The sequence below is a fragment of the Collinsella sp. AM16-21 genome, from assembly GCF_003471905.1.
Classification (GTDB): Bacteria; Actinomycetota; Coriobacteriia; order Coriobacteriales; family Coriobacteriaceae; genus Collinsella.
The window spans coordinates 1-26,951 of the sequence record NZ_QRKJ01000013.1 but is presented as its reverse complement, the minus strand read 5'-3'; the positions used below and the strand labels follow the sequence as shown (position 1 = coordinate 26,951).

General features: G+C 61.0%; 24 protein-coding genes and 1 tRNA gene. 20 read left to right on the top strand and 5 right to left on the bottom strand.

What is annotated here, in order from left to right; genetic code table 11:
- Nucleotides 1-68: 68 nt before the first annotated feature.
- Nucleotides 69-1,412 carry a homoserine dehydrogenase gene (locus tag DW180_RS07790; RefSeq protein WP_118238294.1) on the bottom strand — a complete coding sequence of 448 codons (1,344 nt, stop codon included), beginning with the start codon at nucleotides 1,410-1,412 and terminating at the stop codon, nucleotides 69-71.
- 250 nt (nucleotides 1,413-1,662) lie between these two features.
- Here DW180_RS07790 and DW180_RS07785 point away from each other — a divergent pair, with 250 nt between their 5' ends.
- From DW180_RS07785 to DW180_RS07750, 8 genes are all read left to right on the top strand, one after another.
- Entirely contained in the window at nucleotides 1,663-2,829 is a 1,167-nt protein-coding gene (locus DW180_RS07785) for an ABC transporter substrate-binding protein (RefSeq protein ID WP_118238292.1), read from the top strand.
- Nucleotides 2,830-3,100: 271 nt separating this feature from the next.
- Nucleotides 3,101-4,288, top strand: a complete 1,188-nt coding sequence (locus tag DW180_RS07780; RefSeq protein WP_118238290.1) for an ABC transporter substrate-binding protein — start codon at nucleotides 3,101-3,103, stop codon at nucleotides 4,286-4,288.
- A 139-nt stretch (nucleotides 4,289-4,427) separates the two neighbouring features.
- Entirely contained in the window at nucleotides 4,428-5,309 is an 882-nt protein-coding gene (locus DW180_RS07775; RefSeq protein WP_117582912.1) for a branched-chain amino acid ABC transporter permease, read from the top strand.
- Nucleotides 5,310-5,318: 9 nt separating this feature from the next.
- Nucleotides 5,319-6,398, top strand: a complete 1,080-nt coding sequence (locus DW180_RS07770; protein ID WP_118238288.1) for a branched-chain amino acid ABC transporter permease — start codon at nucleotides 5,319-5,321, stop codon at nucleotides 6,396-6,398.
- Nucleotides 6,388-7,248: an ABC transporter ATP-binding protein gene (locus DW180_RS07765; RefSeq protein ID WP_118238286.1), complete on the top strand. Its 861-nt coding sequence runs from the start codon at nucleotides 6,388-6,390 to the stop codon at nucleotides 7,246-7,248. Before DW180_RS07770 ends, DW180_RS07765 begins: the two co-directional genes overlap by 11 nt.
- A 12-nt stretch (nucleotides 7,249-7,260) precedes the next feature.
- Entirely contained in the window at nucleotides 7,261-7,962 is a 702-nt protein-coding gene (locus tag DW180_RS07760; protein WP_035137222.1) for an ABC transporter ATP-binding protein, read from the top strand.
- A gap of 534 nt (nucleotides 7,963-8,496) precedes the next feature.
- Nucleotides 8,497-9,384, top strand: a complete 888-nt coding sequence (locus DW180_RS07755) for a helix-turn-helix domain-containing protein (protein ID WP_118238284.1) — start codon at nucleotides 8,497-8,499, stop codon at nucleotides 9,382-9,384.
- Between the two features lie 78 nt (nucleotides 9,385-9,462).
- Nucleotides 9,463-10,839, top strand: a complete 1,377-nt coding sequence (locus tag DW180_RS07750; protein WP_233545224.1) for an MFS transporter — start codon at nucleotides 9,463-9,465, stop codon at nucleotides 10,837-10,839.
- A gap of 326 nt (nucleotides 10,840-11,165) precedes the next feature.
- Here DW180_RS07750 and DW180_RS07745 read toward each other — a convergent pair whose 3' ends face one another.
- From DW180_RS07745 to DW180_RS07735, 3 genes are read right to left on the bottom strand one after another with little or no spacing between them, the layout of a single operon-like run.
- Nucleotides 11,166-11,429, bottom strand: coding sequence for a hypothetical protein (locus tag DW180_RS07745; protein WP_118238282.1), 264 nt, complete (start codon nucleotides 11,427-11,429; stop codon nucleotides 11,166-11,168).
- A gap of 14 nt (nucleotides 11,430-11,443) precedes the next feature.
- Complete coding sequence (locus tag DW180_RS07740; RefSeq protein WP_118238280.1) at nucleotides 11,444-12,079, bottom strand: DUF1700 domain-containing protein; 636 nt, start codon at nucleotides 12,077-12,079, stop codon at nucleotides 11,444-11,446.
- Nucleotides 12,066-12,386 carry a PadR family transcriptional regulator gene (locus tag DW180_RS07735; protein ID WP_199569939.1) on the bottom strand — a complete coding sequence of 107 codons (321 nt, stop codon included), beginning with the start codon at nucleotides 12,384-12,386 and terminating at the stop codon, nucleotides 12,066-12,068. The genes DW180_RS07740 and DW180_RS07735 overlap by 14 nt, the downstream gene beginning before the upstream one ends.
- Nucleotides 12,387-12,560: 174 nt before the next feature.
- Here DW180_RS07735 and DW180_RS07730 point away from each other — a divergent pair, with 174 nt between their 5' ends.
- From DW180_RS07730 to DW180_RS07720, 3 genes are all read left to right on the top strand, one after another.
- Nucleotides 12,561-12,866, top strand: a complete 306-nt coding sequence (locus DW180_RS07730) for a BrnT family toxin (protein WP_118238278.1) — start codon at nucleotides 12,561-12,563, stop codon at nucleotides 12,864-12,866.
- Nucleotides 12,859-13,140 (top strand): hypothetical protein, encoded by a 282-nt coding sequence (locus tag DW180_RS07725; RefSeq protein WP_199569937.1) that lies wholly within the window; start codon nucleotides 12,859-12,861, stop codon nucleotides 13,138-13,140. Before DW180_RS07730 ends, DW180_RS07725 begins: the two co-directional genes overlap by 8 nt.
- A 271-nt stretch (nucleotides 13,141-13,411) precedes the next feature.
- Nucleotides 13,412-14,089 carry a copper homeostasis protein CutC gene (locus tag DW180_RS07720; RefSeq protein WP_118238276.1) on the top strand — a complete coding sequence of 226 codons (678 nt, stop codon included), beginning with the start codon at nucleotides 13,412-13,414 and terminating at the stop codon, nucleotides 14,087-14,089.
- A gap of 69 nt (nucleotides 14,090-14,158) precedes the next feature.
- On the opposite strand, the gene DW180_RS07715 is transcribed toward DW180_RS07720, so the two are convergent.
- Nucleotides 14,159-15,157, bottom strand: coding sequence for a bile acid:sodium symporter family protein (locus DW180_RS07715; RefSeq protein ID WP_118238274.1), 999 nt, complete (start codon nucleotides 15,155-15,157; stop codon nucleotides 14,159-14,161).
- Nucleotides 15,158-15,433: 276 nt separating this feature from the next.
- Between DW180_RS07715 and recJ the strand changes: the two genes are divergently transcribed.
- From recJ to rplT, 9 genes are all read left to right on the top strand, one after another.
- Nucleotides 15,434-18,721 (top strand): single-stranded-DNA-specific exonuclease RecJ, encoded by a 3,288-nt coding sequence (recJ, locus tag DW180_RS07710; RefSeq protein ID WP_118238272.1) that lies wholly within the window; start codon nucleotides 15,434-15,436, stop codon nucleotides 18,719-18,721.
- Nucleotides 18,722-18,736: 15 nt separating this feature from the next.
- Nucleotides 18,737-21,097 (top strand): bifunctional (p)ppGpp synthetase/guanosine-3',5'-bis(diphosphate) 3'-pyrophosphohydrolase, encoded by a 2,361-nt coding sequence (locus tag DW180_RS07705; RefSeq protein ID WP_089573299.1) that lies wholly within the window; start codon nucleotides 18,737-18,739, stop codon nucleotides 21,095-21,097.
- Nucleotides 21,098-21,181: 84 nt separating this feature from the next.
- On the top strand, nucleotides 21,182-21,865 hold the full coding sequence (locus tag DW180_RS07700; protein ID WP_118238270.1) for an MBL fold metallo-hydrolase: 684 nt from the start codon (nucleotides 21,182-21,184) through the stop codon (nucleotides 21,863-21,865).
- 194 nt (nucleotides 21,866-22,059) lie between these two features.
- Nucleotides 22,060-22,926 (top strand): class II fructose-1,6-bisphosphate aldolase, encoded by an 867-nt coding sequence (gene fba / locus DW180_RS07695; RefSeq protein WP_118238268.1) that lies wholly within the window; start codon nucleotides 22,060-22,062, stop codon nucleotides 22,924-22,926.
- Nucleotides 22,927-23,177: 251 nt separating this feature from the next.
- Nucleotides 23,178-24,611 carry a transglutaminase-like domain-containing protein gene (locus DW180_RS07690; RefSeq protein ID WP_118238267.1) on the top strand — a complete coding sequence of 478 codons (1,434 nt, stop codon included), beginning with the start codon at nucleotides 23,178-23,180 and terminating at the stop codon, nucleotides 24,609-24,611.
- A 39-nt stretch (nucleotides 24,612-24,650) separates the two neighbouring features.
- Nucleotides 24,651-24,737 (top strand) — tRNA-Leu (locus DW180_RS07685).
- A gap of 431 nt (nucleotides 24,738-25,168) precedes the next feature.
- Nucleotides 25,169-25,738, top strand: coding sequence for a translation initiation factor IF-3 (gene infC, locus DW180_RS07680; RefSeq protein WP_006234423.1), 570 nt, complete (start codon nucleotides 25,169-25,171; stop codon nucleotides 25,736-25,738).
- Nucleotides 25,739-25,770: 32 nt separating this feature from the next.
- Nucleotides 25,771-25,962: a 50S ribosomal protein L35 gene (rpmI, locus tag DW180_RS07675; protein ID WP_006234422.1), complete on the top strand. Its 192-nt coding sequence runs from the start codon at nucleotides 25,771-25,773 to the stop codon at nucleotides 25,960-25,962.
- Nucleotides 25,963-26,008: 46 nt separating this feature from the next.
- Nucleotides 26,009-26,368, top strand: a complete 360-nt coding sequence (rplT, locus tag DW180_RS07670) for a 50S ribosomal protein L20 (RefSeq protein WP_022094123.1) — start codon at nucleotides 26,009-26,011, stop codon at nucleotides 26,366-26,368.
- Nucleotides 26,369-26,951: the final 583 nt, after the last annotated feature.

Sequence of the window (26,951 nt, the reverse complement as noted above, 5' to 3'; positions counted from 1 at the left end):
CGCTGCCTGCGGTTGATGCAGGCAGCGCGCCTTTTGCGTTGAGCTCCGTTGAGGTTCGAAGTAGTGGACTAGTTGGCCATGACGCCTTCGGTCCATGCCTCGACGTCCTCGATGCGCAGGACGTTGGCGACCTCGGCCACGCAATCGACGCTGGCAAGCTCGGCGGCGGCAGCCTGGACGTCCTTCTCGAGCGCGCGGTGCGTCAGGAAGATGATCGAGCAGGCATCGCTGACGCCCGACTTGCCGTCCTCGACCTGGTTGATGAGCGAGATCGAGATGTTGTGCTTGGCAAAGATGTCGACCGTCTCGGACAGGGCGCCCACGCGGTCGGCGACCTTCAGGCGCACATAGTACTTGGTCTGGAGCTCGTCCATGGGCTTAAAGGCGAGGTTGTGGCCATAGGGCTCAATCTCGGGCAGCGGAGCCACGCCGCGGCTGATCTGCTCGGAGAGCGACAGGATGTCGCCCACGACGGCGCTCGCGGTGGGGAAGGAGCCTGCGCCGGCACCGTAGAACATGGTCTCGCCCACGGCGTCACCCACCACGTAGACAGCGTTCATGGCGCCGTTGACCTTGGCGAGCATGTGGTCGGCGGGGATCAGCGTGGGATGCACGCGGACGTCGACGCCGGCGTCGGTGTTGCGGGCGATGCCGAGCAGCTTAATGGTGTAGCCGAGCTCGCGGGCCTGGGCGATGTCCTCGGCGCCGATGGTGCGGATACCCTGCTGGTACACATCGTCGGTGGTAACGCGGGTGCCAAAGCCGATGGAGGCGAGGATGGCCGTCTTGCTGGCGGCGTCGAAGCCGTCGACGTCGGCGGACGGGTCGGCCTCGGCATAGCCCTTGGCCTGCGCGTCGGCAAGCACGTCGGCGTAATCGGCGCCCTCGGCGTCCATGCGCGACAGGATATAGTTGGTGGTGCCGTTGAGGATGCCGGCGATGGTCAGGATCTTGTTGCCCACCAGGTCGTGCTCGAGTGTGCTCACGATGGGGATGCCACCGCCGCAGCTGGCCTCGCACTTAATCTGCACGCCGCACGCGCGCGCCTTCTCGGCGAGCGTCTCGACATGACGGCCCAGCAGGGCCTTGTTGGCAGAGACGACGTGCTTGCCGTTCTCGAAGGCGGTGGTGAAGATCTCGGTTGCGGGATGCTCGCCGCCGATCAGCTCGACGACGATGTCGACGGCGGGGTCGGTGACGACATCGTGCCAGTCGCTCGTAAAGGCCTCGCGCTCAATGCCTGCCGCCTCGGCCTGCTCCCAGGCAAGCGCGCAGGCGCGGGTCAGCTTAAGGTCGATGCCGTAGGCTGCCAGGTACTCATCGTGGTGGCTCTTGATCAGACGGGCCACGCCGCCGCCGACGGTTCCCAGGCCGATCAGACCGACGTTCACGGTGCGCAGGGGTTCGCTCATAGATAGCTCCTTCGTGCATCTTATGGATGGATTAACCGCTTAAAGGTTGAGTGCATTCTAGCGTGAACCGAGGGCGCGTGCTCGCCAGGCAACAGGAGTCGCACAAAACGGCACCCCCGAAACGCTGCGGAAACATCGGAAACATGCTCGCTACAAACGAACTTACGTAACAAACTGTCAACGTTTGCGCCATAAGGTTTGCCCTGTACCGCAAGACGGCCGCGCCGCGGCCAGCGAAAAGGGGGACACCATGTTCAACATCAACAGCACGCTCAGCCGTAGGAGCTTTCTCGCCGGTGCCGCGGCGCTCGGCAGCACCGCCGCGCTTGCCGGTTGCTCGTCGGGTGGCTCGGACGGCGGCTCCGCCGATGACGGCAAGACCTTCAAGATCGGTGTCATCGGCCCTCTGACCGGCGCCGCGGCAACCTATGGCGTCTCGGCCGAGAAGGGCGCCAAGCTTGCCGCCAAGGATTTCTCGACCAAGGACCTCAAGCTTTCGCTTAAGTCCGAGGACGATGTCGCCGACGGAGAGAAGGCCATCAACGCTTTCAATACCCTGTGCGACTGGGGCATGCAGGCGCTCGTCGGTCCCGTCACGACTGGTGCCGCCGTCGCCGTCTCGGGCGAGATTGCCGACGATATGCTCATGGTCACGCCTTCGGCCTCGTCGCTTGACGTTACCAAGGATAAGACCACGGTCTTTCAGGTTTGCTTCACCGATCCCACCATGGGCGCCAGTGCCGCGAAGTTCTTGGCCGAGAAGTACGCAGACGCCAAGATTGCCCTGTTCTACAACTCCGGCGATACGTACAGCTCGGGCGTTGCCGACGCTTTTGCCGAGCAGGCCAAGGCATCCAAGCTCGACATCGTCGATACCGAGACCTTTAAGGACGACTCTTCCACGAGCTTTACCAACCAGCTCACCAAGGCCAAGGAGGCTGGCGCCACGCTTATCTTTGCCCCGATCTATTACACGCCGGCGTCCGTCCTGCTCAAGAACGCCGAGGACATGGGCTACGACATGACCCTCATGGGCACCGACGGCATGGACGGTCTGCTCTCCGTTGAGGGCTTCGATACCTCTCTTGCCGAGGGCGTGCTGCTCATGACCCCGTTCTCTGCCGACGATGAGAAGAACGCCGACTTCGTCAAGGCCTATAAGGACGCCTACGACGAGACGCCCAACCAGTTTGCCGCCGATGCCTATGACTGCGTCCACGCGATTGCCGAGGCAATCGATAAAGCGGGCATCGACATTACGGCTGACGGTGCCGACATTGCCGACGACCTTGCCCGTGCCATGCGCAAGATCAAGATCGAGGGCCTGACGGGTGAGCTCACGTGGAACGACGAGGGCCAGGTCGAAAAGCCCGCTACGGCCTATGTGATTCAGGACGGCAAGTACATCGCCGCCTAGCTGTGCACAAAACGCGACTGGTGAGGCTGTTTTAATCAGGGCAGGGACGCTTGTAACAGAACGGAAACAATACTTTCACACAATAAAGTGGCTAAACTGCATAAACCGAGAGGAATACGCAGATTTATGGATAAATGGGCAAAACAAAAGAAAAGTTGAAATAATCGTCACTTTTCTCAACTAAAGCGTCTACTATTTTGCGAACGCCGAACACGGCGAAGGATGGCCTGTCGGGTAACCGAAACCCGACGAGATTTGAGAGGAGAGCCGCATGTCGAGCCTCACCGGTAAGTCATTGAACCCTGTTATGAATCGCAGGAGCGTTATCGCGAGCGCAGCAGGTCTGGGGGCGATGTCCATTCTGGCTGGCTGCTCCTCCAACGGCGGCGACAGCGGTTCCGCTTCGGGCGACGACTCGTTTAAGATCGGCACCATCGGCCCGCTGACCGGCGCCAACGCGTCCTACGGCAAGTCCGTTACCCAGGGTGTCGAGCTTGGCTGCAAGGATTTCTCGACCAAGGAGCTGCCGCTTGCCAGCAAGGCCGAGGATGACCAGGCCGATGGCGAGAAGGCCGTCAACGCCTTCAACACCCTGCTCGACTGGGGCATGCAGGCCCTCGTCGGCCCGACCACCACGGGCGCGTCGGTTGCCGTTGCCGCAGAGTGCGGTAACGACCCCAAGACGTTCATGATCACCCCGTCCGCGTCCTCCGAGGACGTCACCGACGGCAAGGATTGCGTCTTCCAGGTTTGCTTCACCGACCCCAACCAGGGTGTCAACGCTGCCAAGTTCCTGGCGCAGAAGTATGCGGACGAGAAGTTCGTGCTGTTCTATAACTCCGGCGACGCCTATTCTTCGGGCATCGCAGATTCCTTTAAGGCCCAGGCCGCTGAGTCCAAGCTCGAGGTTGTCGACGAGGAGACCTTTAAGGACGACTCCGCCACGAGCTTTACCAACCAGCTGACCAAGGCCAAGCAGGCCGGCGCCACCATGATCTTTGCGCCGATCTACTACACCCCGGCGTCCGTCCTGCTCAAGAACGCCAAGGACATGGGCTACGACGTCAAGATGATGGGCTGCGACGGCATGGACGGCATCCTGGGCGTTGAGGGCTTCGACACCTCTCTTGCCGAGGGTCTGCTGCTCATGACCCCGTTCTCTGCCGACGACGAGAAGAACGCCGACTTCGTCAACGCCTACAAGGATAAGTACGGCGATACCCCCGACCAGTTTGCCGCTGACGCCTACGACGGTGTGCACGCGGTGGCCGAGGCCCTCAAGGAGGCCGGTCTTGGTGTCGACGCCGACCCGACCGAGGTCGCCGAGAAGCTGTCCAAGGCTATGCTCAAGATTACCGTTGACGGTCTGACCGGCAAGCTCACCTGGAACGATAAGGGTCAGGTCCAGAAGGAGCCCACGGCGTACGTCATCACCGACGGCAAGTACGTACAGGCCTAATAGGCCGCCTTACATAGAGCGGTTTTGATCCCAAGCAGGGGAGGTTTTGGCCTTCCCTGCTTGCTTGGTATCTAGGGACGATGTAACGTCCCTGTTTCATACATCAACTGGAAACCTATTCGAAAGGGGGATGTGGAACATGACAGTCTTTATCCAATACCTGGTCAACGGCCTGTCCATGGGCAGCGTCTACGCCATCATCGCGTTGGGCTACACCATGGTCTACGGTATCGCCAAGATGCTGAACTTCGCTCACGGCGACGTCATCATGGTCGGTGCCTATGTCTCGTTCTGCGCCACGTCGTATCTCGGCCTCCCGGGCTGGGCATCTGTAATTCTCTCTTGTGTGGTCTGCACGGTTCTCGGTGTTCTCATCGAGGGTCTGGCATACAAGCCGCTGCGCCAAGCAGGCCCTCTGGCCGTTCTGATCACGGCCATCGGCGTGTCTTACTTCCTGCAGAACGCCGCGCAGCTTCTGTGGGGCGCCACACCCAAGAACTTCACTTCGCTCGTCACCTTCCAGGTGCCGGAGTTCTTGGCCAAGTTCAACGTAAGCGCCGTCTCGCTCGTCACCATCGTAGCCTGCCTGGTTATCATGGCCGGCCTGATGTTCTTTACAGGCAAGACCAAGATGGGCAAAGCCATGCGCGCCGTGTCCGAGGACAAGGCCGCCGCTCAGCTCATGGGCATCAACGTCAACCGCACCATCTCGATGACGTTCGCCATCGGCTCCGCCCTTGCCGCCATCGCCGGCGTGCTGCTGTGCTCCTACTCGCCGGTGCTGCAGCCCACGACGGGTGCCATGCCTGGCATCAAGGCCTTCGATGCCGCTGTCTTCGGTGGCATCGGCTCCATCCCCGGTGCCTTTGTCGGCGGCATTCTCATCGGCATCATCGAGGCGATGGCGCAGGCTTACATTTCCACGAGCCTTGCCAACTCCATCGTCTTTGGTGTTTTGATCATCGTCCTGCTCGTCAAGCCTGCCGGCCTCTTGGGCAAGTACGTCCCCGAGAAGGTGTAGGTGAGCGTTATGAAGTTCCTTAAAGACAAGCAGACGCGTCACGACTTTGTCACGTACGCCATGTGCATCGTGGCATTTGCCATCGTGTTCTTTATGCAGTCCAACCACATGATCCCGCGCATGATCGCCGGTCAGCTGGTTCCCATTACGGCCTACATCGTCATGGCCATCTCGCTCAACCTCGTCGTCGGTATCGCGGGCGACCTGTCGCTGGGCCATGCGGGCTTTATGAGTGTCGGTGCCTATACGGGCATCGTTACCGCGGTTGCCCTCGAGAGCGCCGTCCCCTCCGACCCGATGCGTCTTGTCATCAGCATCGTGGTCGGCGCCATCGCCGCTGCCATCCTGGGCTTTTTGATCGGTATCCCGGTTCTTCGCCTGAGCGGTGACTACCTGGCCATCGTGACCTTGGCCTTTGGCGAGATCATCAAAGAGATTGTCACCTGCCTTATCGTGGGCGTCGATTCTCGCGGCTTGCACGTGATCTTTAACATCACGGGTAACTCCACGATCGACGATCTGCACCTGCTCGAGGACGGTACCGCCATCATCAAGGGCGCCCAGGGCGCCTCGGGCGTGTCGACGTACTCGACCTTCCTTGCCGGTGCCATCCTGGTTATGGTTGCACTCGTGATCGTGCTCAACCTGGTTCGCAGCCGTACCGGCCGTGCCATTATGGCCGTGCGCGATAACAAGATTGCAGCCGAGTCCGTAGGCATCTCCGTCACTGAGTACCGCATGATCGCCTTCGTGGTTTCCGCTGCCCTCGCCGGTGCTGCCGGAGCTCTCTTCGGCGGTAACTTCTCGCAGCTCTCCGCCACCAAGTTCGACTTCAACACGTCGATCCTCATCCTGGTGTTCGTGGTCCTGGGTGGTCTGGGCAATATGCGCGGCTCCGTCATCGCGGCGGCGTTGCTCACGGTGCTTCCCGAACTGCTCCGTCAGTTCTCGGACTACCGCATGCTCATCTACGCCATCGTGCTGATCCTGGTCATGATCTTTACCAACAACCCGCAGCTCAAGGCGTTCTTCGGTCGCGTCAAGGACCGCTTTGCTCCTAAGAAGGAGGTGGCAGCCGATGCCCAGTAAGTTTGAGTTCAACAAGGGCAAGATGGTCCCGTATCCTTCTGGCGCCATCGTTCCCGATCGCGACCTGGGCGAGCGCCCGGCACTCGAGTGCATTCACCTGGGCATCGAGTTTGGCGGCCTTAAGGCGGTCGACGACTTTAGCCTGACTATCGGCAAGACCGAAATCGCCGGTCTGATCGGCCCCAACGGTGCCGGTAAGACCACGGTCTTCAACCTGCTCACCAAGGTGTATCAGCCCACGCACGGCACCATCCTGCTCGACGGCGAGGACACCTCGGGCAAGTCGGTCTATCAGGTCAACCGCATGGGTATCGCCCGTACCTTCCAAAACATCCGCCTGTTCAACTCCATGACGGTGGAGGACAACGTCAAGGTTGGTCTGCACAATCAGGAGCGCTACTCCGGTTTTGAGGGCGTGCTGCGCCTGCCGACGTACTGGAAGCACGAGAAAGCTGCTCACGAGCGCGCCATGGAGCTGCTGTCCATCTTTGATATGGAGCACCTGGCAAACGAGCAGGCCGGCTCGCTACCTTATGGCGCCCAGCGTCGTCTGGAGATCGTCCGTGCGCTTGCCACCAACCCCAAGCTGTTGCTGCTCGACGAGCCTGCCGCCGGTATGAATCCGTCCGAGACCGCGGAGCTTATGGAGAACATTGTCAAGATCCGCGACACCTTCGGCATCGCCATCATGCTCATCGAGCACGACATGTCGCTCGTCATGAATATCTGCGAGGGCATCTGCGTGCTTAACTTTGGCAAGGTCATCGCCAAGGGCACGGCCGAGGAGATCCAGAACAACGATGCCGTTATCGAGGCGTATCTGGGCAAGCAGGATAAGGGGGAGAACTAAATGGCAGAGCCGATGCTTTCCGTCTACAACATCAACGTCTGGTACGGCGCCATCCACGCCATCAAGGACATCTCCTTTAACGTCAACGAGGGCGAGATCGTCGCCCTGATCGGCGCGAACGGCGCCGGCAAGTCCACGACGCTTAAGACCGTCTCGGGCCTGCTGCGCTCCAAGACCGGCTCCATCAAGTTTATGGGCGAGGACATTACCCATACGCCGGCCGACAAGTTGGTGGGCAAGGGCCTGGCTCAGGTCCCCGAGGGCCGTCGCGCCTTTTTGCAGATGACGGTCGAGGAGAACCTGGAGATGGGCGCCTATACACAGCCCAAGTCCACGGTGGCTCCGGGCCTTGAGCGCGTCTACGAGCAGTTCCCGCGCCTGAAGGAGCGCCGTCGCCAGGTCGCCGGCACCCTTTCGGGCGGCGAGCAGCAGATGCTCGTTATGGGGCGCGCCCTTATGAGCAACCCCAAGCTGCTCATGCTCGACGAGCCTTCCATGGGCCTGGCGCCGATTCTGATCGAGCAGATCTTCCAGATTGTCGAGGACCTGCACAAGGCCGGCACTACGGTGCTTCTGGTCGAGCAGAACGCGCAGATGGCGCTCTCGATCGCCACGCGCGGCTACGTGCTCGAGACCGGCAAGATCACCATGACCGGCACGGGCCAAGAGCTCCTGCACGACGACAACGTCCGTAAGGCATACCTGGGCGGCTAGGGAGTTGCGCGGTTCTACCGAATGGTGGACCGGCCGGCGCTGCGCGGGCGCCAGGGCGACAACTTGTCATTCAAAGAGGGCGGCATTGACCAGAAGGTCAATGCCGCCCTCTTTTCATGCCAATTTGTTCGCCCTGGCGCCCGCCCGCTGTCCGTCCTCTTACTGTGACGGCACCATGGTCCAAGGTGGTCGTTGGGCGGGCCGCTGTTCCTGGCGCTGTGCGCACGGAATGGGCTACTCGCTAACCCAGTGGCTAACGTCCCTCCTTAGCTTTCGATCGCGGCTGTCGCATCGTGGGTGTGCCGCGCGCATCATGGCGCGGCGGGCGTCCTCCTTCATGGTGTGCTCCTGAGCGAGGTTCCTGACATTGCAAAACGGGCATTCGCGGGTCGGATTCGCGTGCCGACGGTCTATCATCGAGACGGATCGCTGGCGACGAGCCAGTCATCGAAAACTCTCATTATTCGCCCCTTGGACGCGAGGACTGCGCTGCCTTGTTGCCCCATGCTCTCTTCTCGGAAGGATGGTGACCCGATGGGCTGGATAGAGGGCCTCAACGACGCGATGGACTACATAGAGGCGAACCTCGAAGGCGACCTCGACCTCGCCCACGCGGCGCGGCTCGCCGCTTGCACCGAGGGACAGTTCCGGAGGATGTTCTCCTATATCGCCGGCATCGGCCTCATGGAGTACGTGCGCCGGCGGCGCATCTCCCGCGCCGCGCTCGACCTGTCCCGCGGCGAGCGGGTCGTCGATGTCGCGGTCCGGTACGGCTATGGCTCCCCGACCGCGTTCAACCGAGCGTTCAGGGACGCCCTCGGGATTTCGCCCAGCGAGGCGAAGCGCCCGGGCGCCCCGCTCTCGGTCTTCCCGAGGCTCTCGTTCTCCCTCACCGTCACGGGCGCCGAGCCCCTGCCGTGGAGGATCGTCCCATGGGGCGGCATGCGCCTCGTCGGGGTGTCGCTTCCGTGCGGGCCGTCCGAGGCGGGCCTCCTCGCCCAGATGGGGGAGGAGGGGAGGGAGGAGCTCGGGAGGTTCTGGGGAGGCGCCTCGCGCTCCGGGAGCATCGATGCCCTGCTCGCCCTCGCCGACGGCTCGGGACCCGCAGGGGTTCTCGGGGTCAACGTGTCCGAGGGCGGGGAGTTGAGCTATCGGATAGCGGTGGCGTCCTCGGGGGAGGCCCCCGGCTGGGCGGACGAGATTCACGTCCCCGCCGGCACGTGGGCCGTGTTCGACTGTACCGGGCCGTGCGACGTCGCGACCGCCGAGCACTACCGCAGAATCTTCTCCGAGTGGCTCCCGTCCTCGGGCTACGAGCTCGCCGGGGACGTCAGCCTCGAGGTGTACCCGCGCGGCGACTTCTCGTCGAGAGGGTATCGCAGCGAGATCTGGATGCCCGTGGCGAGGAGGCCCAGGGGGTGACCCGTCCTTCCTTTTGTTCGACGCGGGGGATGCCCCGCGGTGCCCGCGCGGGCGGGCGCTGAGTAGAGAGGAAGAAATATGCAGGAAAAACCGATGGCCGCCCCCGTGCTGGGGGCGGTCGGTAAGTCGACCGTGGCGGGCCTCATGCTCGCCTTGTTCGTCGCGGCGCTCGACTCGACCGTGGTGGCCACTGCCATGCCGACGGTCGCCGCGGCGCTCGGAGGGGAGGCCCACTATGCCTGGCCTATGACCGCCTACCTCGTGGCGAGCACCGTGTCCACCCTCCTGTGCGGAGGGCTGGCGTTCTCGTTCGGTCTCAGGAGGGTGTACGTGGCGGGGCTCGCGCTCTTCGCCGCATCGTCCGTCCTGTGCGCCCTCGCGCCGACGATAGAGGCGCTGGCGGCGTTTCGCCTGCTCCAGGGCGTCGGCGGCGGCGTCCTGGAGGCGGGTGTGTTCATCGCCGCGGCGATGATGCTCGAGCCGAGGGACAGGGGGCCGTACCTCGGGGCGGCTTCGGCCATGTACGGGATCGCGAGCGTCGTGGGGCCCGTCATCGGCGGGGCCGTCGCCCAGGGGCTATCCTGGCACGTCATCTTCGTCGTCAACCTCCCCATCTCGATCGTCGCCCTGTTCCTGTCGGGGCGCTGCCTGCCCGGCAGGGCTCCTGGGGCCCCTGCGACTGGCTTCGACATTTCGGGGAGCGTCGTCGCCTCGCTTTGCGTCCTGAGCCTCGTCCTCGCCTTCAGCCTGGCGGGCAGCGTCTTCCCCATGGCCTCGCCGCAGTTCGCGGCTCTCGTCGTGCTGTTCCTCGTCTTCGCGGTCGCGCTCGCCCGCGTGGAGAGGGGCAAGGCCGCCCCGACCGTCCCCATGGGGCTGTTCCGACGCGGGCAGGTCGTGGCGGGGTTCGCCTCCGGCTTCTGCGTCCAGTTCGCCCTCATAGCGGGCGTCTCCTATCTGCCTAGGCTCCTCCAGGAGGGGCTGGGTATGGCCGCTGCCTCGTCTGGCGCGGTGCTCATTCCCATGACGCTTGCCCTCATGGCCGGCAGCAATGCATCCGGCGCGGCGTTCCGCGCGACTGGGCGGCTCCGCGCCATCGCGACGGCGTCATCCGCCATCGTGCTTGCGGCGTCGGCGGCGTTCTCTGCGATGTCCCCGATGCTAGCGGTCGCCTCCTGCGCCACCGTCGCGGCGGCGCTGGGTCTCGGCGTCGGCATCGGCATGCCCGTGTCCAACCTTGCCGCCCAGACGGGCGCCGATCCGGCGGACGCCGGGCGCGCCACCTCCATGGCCATGTTCTTCAGGGGCTTCGGCGGCACCGTCTCGGTTGCGGCGTGCGGCATGCTTGCCCCCGCCGCGACCGCCGCGGGCACGGCGGCGGTGTTCGGCGCGGTGTGCGTGGCGGCCGTCGCCGGCCTGGCCGTGTCGCGGTTCATCCCGAGGGAGATTCCCTCGTAGGCGCGGCCACTTATCGGCCCTTTCGCAACCGGGATGGGGATGCAAGGGACGGCCCCTTGCCCGGGGCCGGGGTGGGGAGCCTCGGCTGCCAAGGGCGGCCCGGCATTGCCGCCGGGCCCATCCCCGTCATGAGGTCATGCTCGACATCTCCTCGGCCTTTCGGGATTGGCCCGAAGTCGAGGGATTCCCATCAGCCTCCCGTCGGTCGATGACCGGTTCACCACGCAGGAAGAGCGTGACGGAAGGTCTCGCAAAAAGGCTCCGAGCGCGGCGTGCTCACGCCCGTCGTGGTGCGCCCGAAGGGGGGACGGCTGCTACGGGCTCGATCATTTGTGAGGAGAAGACGAAACAGCCGTTGCAGAGCCAATATGGACCTCGCCGACCTCGGCAAGCTGCTCGATGAGTGGAAGCCCTGTCGGGTCGTCTATTTCAACACCACCCAGAATGATGGTGTCATCGCGCATGTCGATCTGTGTGTTGAACACAGCGAGGTTAAAGCCGGAGGCTACAAATCCGATAGCAGCCAGGACGAGCCCCGTGGCAACAAGCCCACCCGCTACGGCAAGGTAAATCTTTTTTACGCTGGACATGTTTGAACTCCTTCCTATGCCGTGAGCGGCGCCGCTTCAGCGCCCCTGCGGCTCTTATTGCCTCGATCTTTCCAGAAGGGCGAAACGGCTTTCTTCGCCCAAAGGGCAGAGAGGCGCGCGATCTGCTTGGACGCCGTCCAGGCGCCGGCTCCCACGAGGAGCGCCACGCCGATGGAAGCGAATCCCATTCCCATCGAGGTTAAAACGTACGGAACATGCCCGATAATGATGCCGTCCACGGCGAACAGGAGCACCAACACCACGCCCGCGCCCCCGAATGCCGCGGCCACGATCCACACGCAGAGCGCAAGAACCCAAATGCAGATGTAGACTGCAGCGGCAACGGCGACGAACGCGAGCAGCAGCGGAATCCATACCGGAGAGCCCACGATGGCGAGCGCCCATAGAAGCGCCGTGCTCTTGCGCTTGGTCCTCGCAATTGCGCGCGGCACGGCGGGCAGGTCGTCGAGCGTTGCCTCGGCGACCTCACCGGGCGTGCCCATGGCGGCCACGGCCTCGGCCTCCGTCATGCCGTCCTCCATACGGTCGGCGATGGCCTCCGCGTAGAACTCCTGCGTTTCCTTTACCTGATCTGCCGGCAGGCAGGCCAGAAGCTCGCCCAGCCGGTTCAAGAACTCATCGCGCGTCATGGTGCGCTCCCTTCACGTAACGGTAGATCTCCTGCACGGATGGCCATTCGGCGAGGAACTCGGCGATACGCTCATGCCCGGCGTCCGTGATGCGGTAGTACTTTCGCAGCCGCCCGTTGTGCTCGGCGGAGCGCGCCGTGATACACCCCGCCTTCTCCAGGCGCTTGAGCAACGGATAGAGCGTGGACTCCGTGAGCCCCATGCTCACGGGCACGTCCTTCACGATCTGATAGCCGTAGGATTCCTTGCCGGAGACGGCCGCGAGCACGCAGGCCTCTAGGAAGCCGCGCTTCATCTGTGCCTCCATCCGCACACCTCCTTTCGTAGTATACTGTGTTACACCTACTATATGACACATAGTATATGATGTCAACAGTTGTCGTATAGGGAGTCCGGTCTGTCTGGTCGCGCGGTACTCAGCCCTTCCATCGCCTAGGGAGTAGAGCTTCACATATATGCATCGAGTATTTCTAATATCAATATGATTGAGAACGGGTACATAGACTTCGAGTGGGATGAGTGCAAGGCTGCCATCAACGCCGAGAAGCACGGTGTGAGCTTCGAGGCGGCAGCCGACGCGTTCTCCGACCCATATGCCCGCGTCGTGCCGGACGGCAAGCACTCGGACTACGAGGAGAGGTTCTTCCCGATAGGGATGGACTTGGAATCGCGGGTGCTGACGGTCTGCCACTGCGAGAGGCGTGGCGGCTCGACCATCAGGATAATCTCGGCGAGAAAATCGACGAGGACAGAGGAACGGGAGTATTGGAGGTATCGAAATGAATAGCAAGGACGAGATTGTGGAGATGCCCGCCGAGGTCGACTTCTCCGATAGTATCCCGAACCCCTACATCGGGAAGGTGCGCCGCCGCGTCACCATGAACATCGACGGCGAGAACATCGACTATTTCAAGGCGGAGGCTGCCCGCACGGGCGTCCCCTATCAGGTCATCATCAACATGTACCTGACGGAGTGCCGCGTGCAGAAGAAGCACCTTGCGTTTGTGACAAAGGGACAGCCCCTTTGGGACGTGCCCGTTCCGGGCGCGTCCCAATCGTAGCTCGAGACGGGTCCGGGCTGACAATTTCGACTGCGATGGACGTATGTAAACGACCATCCCAAAGCGAGAGTGGATAATCTGCCGTTTTTGGCCTGTTTGCGGGCTCAAAGTGGGAGATTATCCACTCTCGTCTTTTGTCGGTACTTGGGGCGTTCCTTATGTGCCGACACTTGGGGAGACTCCTTGTCAAGGTTTTGCTCCATCGTGCGGGTTGCTATGTAACGTGCGACAATGCCGTGTGGAAATGGAAGTGCTTTCCGGGAGGCTAAATATGCTGTATGAGTTTTGTGCCGAGAACTTTGAGCGGGTGCCGGCGGCCATCAAGGCCGGGGCGGGTCGCATTGAGCTGTGCGACAACCTTGCCGTTGGCGGTACCACGCCTTCCGCCGGCGTTATCAGCGCTACGGTCAATTACGCTCACGAGCGCGATGCGCGCGTGATGTGCATGATTCGTCCGCGCGGCGGCGACTTTTGCTACAACCAAGACGAGCTGCGCATGATGGAGATGGACCTGGGACTTGCGGTGAGTGCCGGCGTCGATGGTCTGGTCTTTGGCTGCTGCAAGCCTTGTGCTGGCGGATGGGCACTCGACGAGCTCACACTCGGCGCTCTTGTAATGGCTGCGGGATGTGCAGTCGAGGAGTGCAAGCGCGAGCCTGTCGACATTACCTTCCATATGGCATTTGACCAGCTTGCGCCCGAGGCTCAGCTCGATGCCATCGACACGCTTGTCGAGTGCGGCGTTGCGCGCATCCTGACGCACGGTGGTGCGGCCGGCACGCCGATTGAGGACAACCTGGAGCACCTGTCGCGTCTTGTCGAGTATGCGGCCGGCCGTGTGACCATCCTTCCCGGCGGCGGCATTACCACGGCCAACCGAGACGCCGTAGCGGCAGCGCTTGGCGTCTCCGAGCTGCATGGCACCAAGATCGTGCCGTTAGAGGCGTAGTCCACATAGCTCGCGCGTTTATCCTAAGATGCTGGGGTGACAAGGCGGTGCGCGAACAACGCGGTCAAGCTAGCGTGTCATGGCGTCGCGACCGGCCTCGACCCGCTTGCGCTGGGCGGCGCGCTCCTCGCCGGTCAGACGCTCAAAAAGATGCCCGATAAGCGAGGCCAGCACCTGCTGAAACAATGTTCCGCACATGACGGGGAACACGACTTCGCCCGGAAAGTACTGCGTGGCGATGACGGCGCCCGAAGAGATATTGCGCATGCCGCAGGTAAAGCACATGGTGGTCGTCTCGCTATACGGCAGATGCAGGGCCCGGGCGATCAAGACGCCGACGATAAAGCCGCTGATGGCGAACACCAGGATAAAGAGAGCGACTTCCAAGCGCTCAACATTCATGTGCAGCACGTACTCGCTCATGGCGGTGGAGTTGGAGGCGATAACGCCCATCATCATGAACTTGCAGGCGGGCGAGAGCGCGGGGGAGAGTTTCTCGTGGCCCCAGCCGCGCGTGAGTTCGTTCATGACGATACCGAGCACGGCGGGTATGGCGATCATAAAGGCCATATTCTGCATCATGCTCGGCACGTCGATCGAGACGGTGGCGCCCAGCAGGAGCTTGAGCGTGAGAGGAATCGTCACAGGTGAGATGACCGAGGACGTCAGGATGATGGTGAGCGCGAGCGGGCCGTTGCCGCCGAACATGCTGATCCACATAAAGGCAGTGACTGCCACGGGTACGCTGTACTCGAGCACGATGCCGCAGACCAGGTTGGGATTGGAGCCAAAGAATAACGACCCCATGGCATAGGCTGCGATAGGGATAAGCACCGCCGAGACGAGCAACGCCAAGACCAGGTGCAGCGGACGATGGAACACCTCAGCCACCTGGTGAAAGGTGTTGCTCAGCGCGCCTTGAAATGTCATAAAGGCAAACAAGGCGGGAACGATGGGCTTGAGAACGCCGATCTGCTGGGGAAAGAGCACGCCGAGCGCCACGCAGATTGGGACGATGATCTGCATGTGCCCCGCGAGAAACTTGCCCAGTCCAATCCATTGCTTCATATGCGCTTGCGACTCCCTTTGCTCGTGAATCCGTTTTGAATGGATATGCTAGACGCTCGCATGCGTCCGTGCGTCAGAAACGCTCGAATATTTCGAGGCTATTACCGGCATCGTTTACCGAAACCGCGGCGTGCTGCGGCGATTTGCGTCCGCGCCGCACGGTATAATAAATTCGTTCAACAGATCTGCCTGCCGAAGCGGGCATACACAGAGGACTCATCGCTATGAACCGTGAGAGGTATCGCGGCGACCTGCCCCTATCGGGGGTGGGCGCCTATGTCATCGCTTAAGACGACGCATCGCTGGGCGGTTGCTCAGCAAAACCCCGAGCTCGAAAAGGAGCTTTCGACTGGCTTGGGCATACCCGGGCTGGTGGCGCGCATTATGGTTGCGCACGGCATTACATCCATCGAGGAAGGCCAGCTGTTTTTGACGCCTTCGCTCGATCGCGACTGGGCCGACCCACTCATTATCCCGGGCATGTCGGTCGTTGCCGACCGCGTCGAGCGTGCTATTCGCAACCACGAGCACATCGCGGTCTTTGGTGATTTTGACGTTGACGGTATTACGTCGACCTGCCTGTTGACCGAGGCACTGCGCACGTTTGGCGCCGATGTCACGCCGTTTATTCCGCATCGCTTTGACGAGGGCTACGGTCTTTCGCGCGCGGCGCTCGACCGCGTTAACGAGCTCGCTCGCCCCCAGCTGATCGTGACCGTCGATAACGGCATTGCCGCCAAGGAAGAGGTCTCCTATCTGGAGAGCCTGGGGATCGATTTGGTGGTCACGGACCATCACGAGCCCTCCGATCAGGTGCCGCAGGGCGTGCCCCTGACCGACCCTAAGCTCGAGGACGAGGGGCCTTCGCGTGAGCTTGCCGGTGCCGGCGTGGCGCTCAAGCTGGTGCAAGTCCTGGGTGAGCGCTTGGGCAAGCCGTCGTATTGGCGTTCGCTAATCGAGGTCGCGGCGCTGGGCACCGTGTCCGACATGATGCCGCTCACGCCCGAGAACCGCGCGCTGGTTGCCGAGGGCATCCAGCAGATGCGCGTAACCGCTCGTCCCGGCTATATCGCGCTTGCCGCGCTCGCCAAGGCGGACCTTTCGAGCATTACGGCGGATGGCCTATCGTTCTCGCTCATTCCCCGCTTAAACGCTGCCGGTCGCATGGCCGATCCCAAGCTGGCGCTCGACCTGCTGCTTGCCCGCGATCCCATCGAAGCAAGCGCACTGGCGGCTGAGCTCGAGGAAATCAACCGCCAGCGCCGTGAGATCGAGGCGGAGCTCACGCGCGATGCCATGGCAAAGGTTGAGAAGACCTATGACGGCGGACGCGCAATCGTCGTGGGTGGCGAGGGCTGGCACGAGGGCGTCAAGGGCATCGTGGCAAGCCGTCTGACCAACCGCTATCACGTGCCGGCGCTGCTGTTCTCGATCGAGGACGGTATCGCGCGCGGCTCTGGTCGCTCGGTGGGCAAAGTTAACCTGTTTGACGCCGTCGAGCGCTGTTCCGACCTGCTGATTCGTCGCGGCGGACATGCCGGTGCGGTGGGTGTGACCATCGAGGCATCCAAGCTCGATGAGTTCCGCCGCCGCCTTTCCGCCGTGCTGTCCGAGCTTCCCTCCGAGGACTTTGAAGACACCGACGAGGTCGCCGCCACCGTCGACCTTTCCGAGCTGAATATCGAGACCATCGAGCAGATCTCCCGCCTTGAGCCGTTTGGCCAGGGCAACAAGGTGCCGCTGCTGGCTGCCGAGGGCGTGACGATGTGCGACCGCGCCGTGGTGGGCAAAACCGGCGAGCACATGCGCTTTGTGGCGACCGATGGCGCCGCGAGTGTGCCGGCCATTATGTTCCGCGTGCCGCAAATCGATAAGCTCATCAACTGCGATAGCGCTGTCGACTTGGTGTTCGAGGCCGTTGCCGAGCATTGGCAGGGGCGTGTGAAGCCCAAGCTCATGATCAAGGATGTCTTGGTCCGCGATACCACGCTGCCCAGCGTCGACGATCCGGCATGCGAGCTTCGTCGTGGAGTGCAGCCGGCGGATTCCGGCCTGCGCCTGGAGTCGCGTAAGCGCGAGACGCTCGCCCAGCTTTCCTATACCGAGCTCACGCGCTCGCTTATCCATAGCTTTATCGGATCGAACCAGCCGCACCGCGCGCAGGCTGAGGCGCTCGATGCCTTGGCCGACCACCAAAGTGTTCTGGCCGTTATGGGAACGGGGCGCGGCAAGTCGCTCATCTTCCATGTGCATGCCGCGCGCGAGGCGGTCCTTCGCGGGCGTGCGAGCATCTTTGTCTATCCGCTGCGCGCGCTTGTTGCCGACCAGGCCTATCACCTCTCGTCGACGATGGCAGCGCTTGGCATTGGCGTTGGCGTGCTGACCGGCGAGACCGTGGAGGCCGCACGCGATGACGTGTTCGCCGGCCTAGCTTCGGGCCGCACCGGTATCGTGCTCACGACGCCCGAGTTCCTATCTATCCACCGTGACCGCTTCGCGCGTTCGGGCCGCATCGGCTTTGTCGTTATCGATGAGGCGCACCACGCCGGCCTTGCCAAGGGCGGCGACCGCAGCGCCTATCTCGACATGCCCGATATCCTCAAAGCCCTGGGCGACCCGGTTGTTATGGCTGCGACGGCCACCGCGACGGCTCCGGTCGTGGCCGAGCTTGCCCGCATGCTGCCGATTACTCGCACGGTGGTCGACGAGACGGTGCGCGAGAACCTGCATCTCGAGGACGACCGCGACCTTGCGAGCCGCGAGAACCGTTTGGTGTCGATCGTGGCGACGGGGGAGAAGACCGTCATTTACGTCAATTCGCGCGACCAGTCCGTGGCGCTCGCCAAGACGTTGCGCAAGCGTGTGCCCGATTACGCAACCCATATCGCGTTCTATAACGCGGGGCTTGCGCGCTCCGATCGCCGCCGCGTGGAGGAAGCATTCCGAGACGGAAGCCTCAGCTGCATCGTTTCAACTTCGGCTTTCGGTGAGGGCGTCAACCTGCCCGATATCCGCCATGTCGTGCTCTACCACATGCCGTTTGGCGCCATTGAGTTCAACCAGATGAGCGGGCGTGCCGGTCGTGACGGACAGCCCGCCGTGATCCACCTGCTCTATTCGTCGCGTGACGCCCGCATCAACGAGCGCCTGCTCGACTGCTACGCACCCGAGCGCGACGAACTCGTCACACTCTATCGCGCGCTGCAGACCATGTGGCGCTCCAACCGCGGTAAGACCGGGGATGATTCATTCTGCGCAAGCGATATCGACATCGCGCAGATGTGCCTTGCCATCGATGCCCGCACCCCGGTCGACGAACGTTCGGTGGCAAGCGGCCTGGGAATCTTCGAAGAGCTTGGTTTCTGCCGCGTTTCGGGGCTTGGCGACACGCGCCGCATCGTGATGGCCGAAAACCCCGGCCGCGTGCAATTGAGCAGGTCAATTCGCTATTTGGAGGGCTTGCGCTCGCGCATGGAGTTCTCGGCTTTCCGGAGTTGGGCGCTCGATTCGTGCGCTTCTGATATGCTAGCCAAAGTTAACCGCCCGATCGTACCGCGGGCCTAGGGGAAGGGAACCTCGATGGATGCCGCAGCCCGTACCGCCCATGATTCCACCCTCCAGCCGTTCTCGGAGATGGAGCACTATAAGCATGCCGATGAGCTGCCGCCCGAGATTATGGCGGACAGCTACGACAAGCTGGAGCGCCTGTGCCTCAAATATATGAATGAGGACGACTTCTCCAAGGTTGAACAGGCCTACTGCTTTGCTGCCGAGAAGCACTGCAACCAAAAGCGCCGCTCGGGCGAGATGTACATTAACCATCCCGTTGAGGTGGCCATCATTTTGGCCGACCTCAAGATGGACTGTGACGTGGTGTGCGCCGCGCTGCTGCACGATACCGTCGAGGATACCGAGACCTCGCTTGCCGATGTTTCCGGCCTGTTTGGCGATACGGTGGCCGAGCTCGTCGATGGCGTGACCAAGCTCACCAACATCGAAGTCGACAGCATGGACGAGAAGCAGGCCCTCACGCTGCGCAAGATGTTCCTCGCCATGTCCAAGGACATCCGCGTCATTATCGTTAAGCTTGCCGATCGTCTGCACAACATGCGCACCCTTGCCGCCCTGCGTGAGGACCGTCGCCTGTTTAAGGCTCGCGAGACTATGGACGTGTACGCGCCCCTGGCCGACCGCCTGGGCATGAGCTCCATTAAATGGGAGCTCGAGGACCTGTCCTTCTTCTACCTGGAACCCGATGCCTACCAGCGCATCGCACGCATGGTGGCGGAGTCGCGCGAGGTCCGTGAGCGCTATCTGGCCGAGACCATCAAGACGCTCACCGACGAGCTCAACCGCATTGGCCTGGAAGACTTCCAGATCAACGGCCGTTCCAAGCACTATTGGTCCATCTATCAAAAGATGAAGCGCAAGGGCAAGGAATTCTCCGAGATCTACGACCTGGTGGCACTGCGCGTCATCACGCATTCGGTGCGCGATTGCTACTCCACGCTCGGCGCGGTGCACACGCTGTGGCACCCCATGCCCGGTCGCTTTAAAGACTATATCGCCATGCCCAAGGTCAATAACTACCAGTCGCTCCACACGACGGTCATCGGCCCCACGGCTCGCCCGCTCGAGATTCAGATTCGAACCTACGAGATGCATGAGCAGGCCGAGTACGGCATTGCCGCCCACTGGCTATATAAGAAGTCGGGCGGATCGTCTGCGTCTAAGACCAATGATGCCCAGCGTCTGGACGACCAGATTAACTGGCTCAAACATTCGCTCGATTGGGCTGCGTCTGATGAGATTACCGACGCCAAGGAATACCTGCATTCGCTGAAGGTCGACCTGTTTGACCAGGAGATTTTTGTCTTTACGCCCAAGGGCGAGGTCATGGCGCTTCGTGCCGGCTCCACGCCGCTCGACTTTGCCTACGCCGTTCACACCGAGGTGGGAAACCATTGCGTCGGTGCCAAAATCAACGGTGCGGTGGCTCCGCTCACGCACGAGATTAAGACGGGTGACCGTGTCGAGATTCTGACTAACAAGAGTTCCAAGCCGTCGCGTGATTGGCTCAAGATCGTTAAGACACCTTCCGCCAAGTCAAAGATCCGCCGCTATTTTGCCGCCGCGACCAAAGACGATGACGCTGCTGCTGGTCGCGATATGCTGGCCAAGGACCTGCGTAAGCGTGGCTATGGCATTTCTACGCCGCGTTCGACGCGTGCGCTCAACGCCGTGGCGGAGCAGTTTAACTTCAAGCAGCTCGAGGACCTGTTTGCCGCCGTCGGCGCCGGCAAGGTTGCCCCGCGCGCTGTGGGCAATAAGGTCGAGCAAATCTTGGACCCCAAGCCCGAGGAACAGCTCACCAAGGCCGAGGCTATCGCCGAGGTCGTGAAACAGCCTGCTCGCGGCTCCAACCGCAAGCCGCAAAAGCGCGGCAAGAGCGCCAGTAACGGCATTATCGTCAAGGGCGAGAGTAACAGCGGCCTGCTAGTCCGTCTGGCTCATTGCTGCAACCCCGTGACGGGCGACGACATCGTCGGCTTCATCACGCGCGGTCGTGGCGTTTCGGTGCATCGCGCCAACTGCCCCAACGTCAAGGGTCTTATGGAGCATCCCGAGCGCATGATCGAAGTGGAGTGGGACGGCGCTGCCGACACCCTCTTCCAGGTCGAGATCGTGGTCGAGTGCCTGGACCGCATGGGCCTTCTCAAGGATGTCACCATTGCCATTGGCGATGCGGGCGGCAATATCCTTTCTGCCGCCACGTCGACCAACCGCGAGGGTATTGCAACCCTGCGCTTTATGGTCGAGATCTCGGACGCGAGTGGTCTGGATCCGCTGCTGGCCTCCATCAGCAGCGTTGACTCGGTCTACGACGCGCGCCGCCTGATGCCCGGTGAGGGTGGAGCCCAGCTTAAGCGCCGCGTTTAGTCGCGACGAACGTGTCACATTATCGATATTCGCTACACTCGAGGCATCGTTTGATGCCTCGAGTTCTATAGAGAGGAGAGGGACATGAGTGCTGTGTCCTTGGATTTAACTCCCAAGGGATCGGTCGAGATCGAGACGCTCGTAAACGGTCCCATTCAGACCAATAGCTATGCTGTTATTTCGGACAAAGAGTGCGTGATTATCGATCCCGCATGGGAAGGCGAACGCCTGGTGGAGCATATTCGAGCCGAGCATCCCGGCGTACGCGTGTTTGGCGCCGTATGCACTCATGGCCATGCCGATCATGTTGGTGGTGTTGCAGGCGTGCGAACCACCGTTGGCGAGGGCTGCCAGTATGAGCTGTGTGCTAAGGATGTGGCGGTGCCGCATGCGAACATCGAGGAACAGCGAGCTATGTGGGGCATTGAGACGCCTGACCCCGGGGAGCCGACGCGCCTGCTCGCCGAGGGAGATGCTATCGAGGTGGGCGATATCTACCTGCAGGTGATCGAGACGCCAGGGCATACGCCGGGCGGGATCGTCTTGTTTGCTGCCACCGAGCAGGGGAACATTGCCTTTGTGGGCGACACCCTGTTTCCGGGTGGGCACGGCCGCACCGATCTTTCTGGAGGAGACGAGGCGGCAATTCTGCGCTCGCTCTCCAAGCTCGCCCGGCTTCTCCCGCCCGATACCGTTTGCCTAACCGGTCATGGCGATTCGACCACCATGGCACGCGAGCTCATGCAGAACCCTTTCATGCAGATTTAGCTTAATAGTCGGCTTTTGAAGCACGAGAAGCGTCCAAACGTCAAGCTATTTTTCCCCAACGGGTCGATTTCGTAGGGCAAACGGTCAAAAAAGTCTGTTTGGACGATATTCGTGAACAAACGAACGTTTATGCTCGGGTGCGCCGTGGTAAAATCTCAGGCGTTATCGGAGCAACCTTACAGGAGGTTTCTTTTATGCTCGTCAACGCAGCAGACATGCTCAAGAAGGCCGAGGCCGGCAAGTACGGTCTTGGTGCCTTCAACACCAACAACCTCGAGTGGACCCTGGCTATTCTCCAGGCCGCCGAGGAGGCCAAGTCTCCGCTGATCCTTCAGTGCACCGCTGGTGCCGCTAAGTGGATGGGCGGTTTCAAGGTCTGCGCCGACATGGTCAAGGCTGCCGTCGAGGCCACGGGCGTTACCGTTCCCGTCGCCCTTCACCTCGATCACGGTTCTTACGAGGACTGCTTCAAGTGCATCGAGGCCGGCTTCACGTCCATCATGTATGACGGCTCTCACGAGGAGACCTTCCAGCTTAACCTCGACCGCACCAAGGAGCTCGTTGAGTTTGCCCACTCCAAGGGCATGTCCATCGAGGCCGAGGTCGGCGGCATCGGCGGCACCGAGGACGGCGTGACCTCCAGCGGCGAGCTCGCTGATCCTGCTGAGTGCAAGCAGATCGCTGACCTGGGTGTCGACTTCCTCGCCTGCGGCATCGGCAACATCCACGGCGTGTACCCCGCCGACTGGGCTGGTCTTTCCTTCGAGCGTCTGGGCGAGATTAAGGCCCAGACCGGTGACCTGCCCCTCGTTCTGCACGGTGGCACCGGCATCCCCGAGGATCAGATCAAGAAGGCCATCTCCCTGGGCATCTCCAAGATCAACGTCAACACCGACCTGCAGCTCGTCTTCGCCAAGGGCGTCCGCGAGTACATCGAGGCTGGCAAGGATCAGCAGGGCAAGGGCTTTGACCCCCGCAAGCTCCTCAAGCCTGGTCGCGACAACATCGTTGCCCGCACCAAGGAGCTCATGGAGGAGTTTGGCTCCGTCAACAAGGCGTAAGCGTCGCTAAACTTCCCGCCGGAAGCCCCGTCCCCCTACACTGTTTCCTTTGCGCTCACCTGGCTTTGCCAGAAGTCGCGCCAAGAAAACAGCTCCGGGGGACGGGGCTTCCTTCGTTTAACGCCGCAGGGTTACGAGGCTGAGTTATTTATTTGACTACCGTTCAGCGGTGTTGATGGCTCCCTTGTTGGGGCTTTCTTTTTATCTCGCTACAATGGGCTTCAAGCGTTCTAGTGACTTGGAGTTTTGGTATGGCTGTTATTAATGTGCTGCCTTCGGATGGGAAGGTTATTGACGAGGGTCCAGTTGGTTGCTCTGCTGATGTTTGCTGTGATGACTTTCGTCATCTCGATGTTGGACTGCCGCCCGAGATTCTTCGTCTTAAGGATGCCGGGTATTTGACGCAGGCTGTTGCTGCCTGCGATCGCCTTTTGGAGCAGAACCCCGAGCCTTCGCTGGCTGCTTGTGTTCGTGCCGAGCGGTATCGCATGCTCGAGACGCCGCTTCATTTTTCGGTGTCGCGCGACCAGGCTATTGCGATGATTCGCGAGGAGTGGCCAGAGTTTACCGAAGAGCAGTTTGATGACCTGATTAATCGTAAGCGTATTGACTGGCGCTTTATCGATGGCGAACTGTTCGTTCTCGACAACTTCCTCGATTCGCTTCGCGTATATCCCAAAGAGGTTCCCGGCATGCGGCCCGATTCTACGGACGGAATAGCACTGCGCAACGAGATGCTCAAGGAGATGGAGTCACAAAACGGATTGGCTCGCGTCATTACGCTTAAAGCGTCCGTGTCTGTCCCCGGCGCTCTGGAAGGGGAGACCGTTCGCGCGTGGCTACCCGTTGCCGCCGCCTGTCGTCAACAGTCTCATATCGAGGTTCTCGATATGACGCCGGAGGGTGCTGTTGCCCCCGCGAATGCTTCGGCGCGTACCTCCTCGTGGTCTTCTTCGAGTGAGCGCTCATTCTCGGTGACCTATCGCTATCAAATTGATGCCGCTTATCGTGATGTCTATGGGGGTGCGCTTCCGGTGCATCCTTGCATGGACGCGCCACTGCCCGTGGACACCTCCGAGGACCGTCCGCGCATTGCATTCACGCCGTATCTACAGCAGCTGACAGCCCGTGTCATTGACGGGCTCGAGGATCCGCTCGATCGCGCCCGTGCTATCTATGATTACCTGACGCAGTACATCGACTATCGCTATCAGCCGCCGTACTTGCTTTTGGGACCTATTGCCGATGACTGCGCGCATTCGCTCCGCGGCGATTGCGGCGTTATGGCGCTCACGTTTATCACCATGTGCCGTATCGCGGGCGTGCCTGCCCGTTGGCAGAGCGGCCTGTATGTTGCGCCCGATTCGGTGGGGTCGCACGACTGGGCAGAGTTCTATACGCCGCAGACCGGATGGCTCAACGCCGACGTGTCATTTGGATCTTCTGCTCGCAGGATGGGGGAGGAGTGGCGCCGCCGTCACTACTTTGGCAATCTCGACCCGTGGCGTATGGTGGCCAACAATCGATTCCAGGCAGAGTTTGAGCCCTCTTTCGACGGCATGCGCGAGGACCCTTACGACAACCAGATGGGTGAGGCTTCGGTCGACGGTCGCGGATGCCGTCGGCGCGAGATGCTCCGCACGGTCGAACTCATCGAAATGCTCGAAGTTCCATTTTCGGACTAATCGGTAGAAAGCTGTGATAAACTAACTCACGCATTGCGTGCCCGAGTGGCGGAATTGGCAGACGCAGTGGACTCAAAATCCACCGTTGGCAACAACGTGCGAGTTCGAGTCTCGCCTCGGGCACCATACATGCAAGTGAGCGTTCAAGGGGGTTGCGGCCCCCTTTTTCGTGCCGAACTCGCGTGAGCGCGCGAAGCGTTAAGCAAACAGGCCTGTGGCCTGTTTGTAGCGGAGCGTGGCGAGGGCGCCACGCGCCCGAAGCCCGGGGCTTCGCGAAGCGAAGGCCCTTCGAGTCTCGCCTCGAGCACCATACATGCAAGCGAGCGTTCAAGGGGGTCAAGGTCCCTTTTTCGTGTACGTAATGTGATAACGCGCTGTACGTGTTATTATTCGCAAGGCGTTGTTCCCGCAATGCCCTAAAGAGGAACCCGAGGGTTCCCACCTTTTGGCGCCAATGAGCAGCTGACTGGTCATACAACTTAGATTCCCTTCCTCATATTGAGGATGTCTATGTGTACGACCTGGTTGCAAAGAAGCGCCGGGTTATTTTTTTATGAATGGAGGTAGGGAAAATAGCTAAGTCTGATGACACCCGCATCAACGACGAGATCACTGCATCTTCGTGCCGTTTGATTGGCGTCGATGGCTCTCAGCTCGGCCTGTTCGCCATCCGCGATGCCCAGCGCGTCGCTGACGATCAGGGTCTCGACCTGGTCGAGATCGCTCCCAACGCGGAGCCGCCGGTCTGCAAGGTCATGGACTACGGTAAGTTCAAGTACCAGCAGGCCATGAAGGCCAAGGCCGCTCGTAAGAACCAGTCCAAGGTCGAGGTCAAGGAAATGAAGTTCCGACCCAAGATTGACGTTGGCGATTACGAGACCAAGAAGGGCCATGTTCTGCGTTTCCTCAAGAAGGGCGCACGCGTTAAGATCACCATCATGTTCCGCGGCCGTGAGATGGCTCACCCGGAGCAGGGTCTTAACGTTCTCGAGCGTCTCGCCGAGGATCTCAAGCCTTACGCTACGGTCGAGTCCAAGCCTAAGATGGAAGGCCGTAACATGCTTATGCTGCTCGCCCCGATTAAGGGCGCCTTCGATGAGGATAAAGCGGCAAGCGATACCAAGTAACTAGTGTTCTGTAACCGATTAAGGAGTATTTCATGCCTAAGATGAAGTCCCACAGCGGCACCAAGAAGCGTTTCCGCAAGACTGGTACCGGCAAGCTTATGCGCGCCAAGGCTTTCAAGAGCCACATCCTGAGCAAGAAGTCCACCAAGCGTAAGCGTGGCTTCCGTCAGGAGACCGAGATCGCCGCTGCCGACCGCAAGGTCATCAAGTCGCGTCTCGCCTAAGTTCGCGTTCCCGTTTTTCGTTTTACCGTCTAGGAGTTGATAGAACATGGCACGTATTAAGCGCGCTGTTGCCGCCAAGAAGAAGCGCCGTACCGTTATGCACCGTGCGAAGGGTTACTACGGTGCCGCTTCGCGTACTTACAAGCATGCTAAAGAGCAGGTCCAGCACTCCCTGCAGTATCAGTATCGTGATCGCCGCAACAAGAAGCGCGAGATCCGTTCTCTCTGGATCACCCGTATCAACGCTGCTGCTCGCCTGAACGACATCTCTTACTCTCAGTTCATGCACGGCCTGAAGGTTGCCGGCATCGAGCTCGACCGTAAGGTCCTGGCTCAGATGGCTTACGAGGACATCGAGTCCTTCAACGAGCTGGCTGCCATTGCCAAGAAGGCCCTCGAGGCCTAATAGATTCTGTTGAATCGCTAGGGGAGTGTCGCACTGTGCGCGGCACTCCCTCTTTTTTTATCGAAAGCGCTGGTTTACATAGCTAAAAGCGCGGGTAGATAAGCACTTACAGGTGACCGATCTCTATATATCTCTTAACCGAAGGGTCATCATCTGATACGTGCGGTCTTGCTGCACTCGACTTTCTACTTCCTATATAGAAAGCCATAGATTGTGTAGGACTTGTGAAGAGTGGAATTGACGTCCCACACGGCTTCGCGGTCTGGCAATATATCTCCTTGCCGCGCGGCCCGGTCGGACCGGATCAGCCGCCAGGCGTGCACCTTGAGAACCGGATACTGCGAGGATGGACACACCAGATGTGTCGCATCCGGGCAGACATCGAACCATTTGAAATGGTCTAACTTGGATTTGTTTTTCGCAAGGCCGCCGAGAGGCGGCCCCGAGAAATTCCTTTTCCTATACTAAAACCATATGAATCGAACGGAACCGATCAGCTAATAGTTGTGAGGACCGGACGGGCTCGAAGCCCATACATTTTGGACGGAGAGTTCGATCCTGGCTCAGGATGAACGCTGGCGGC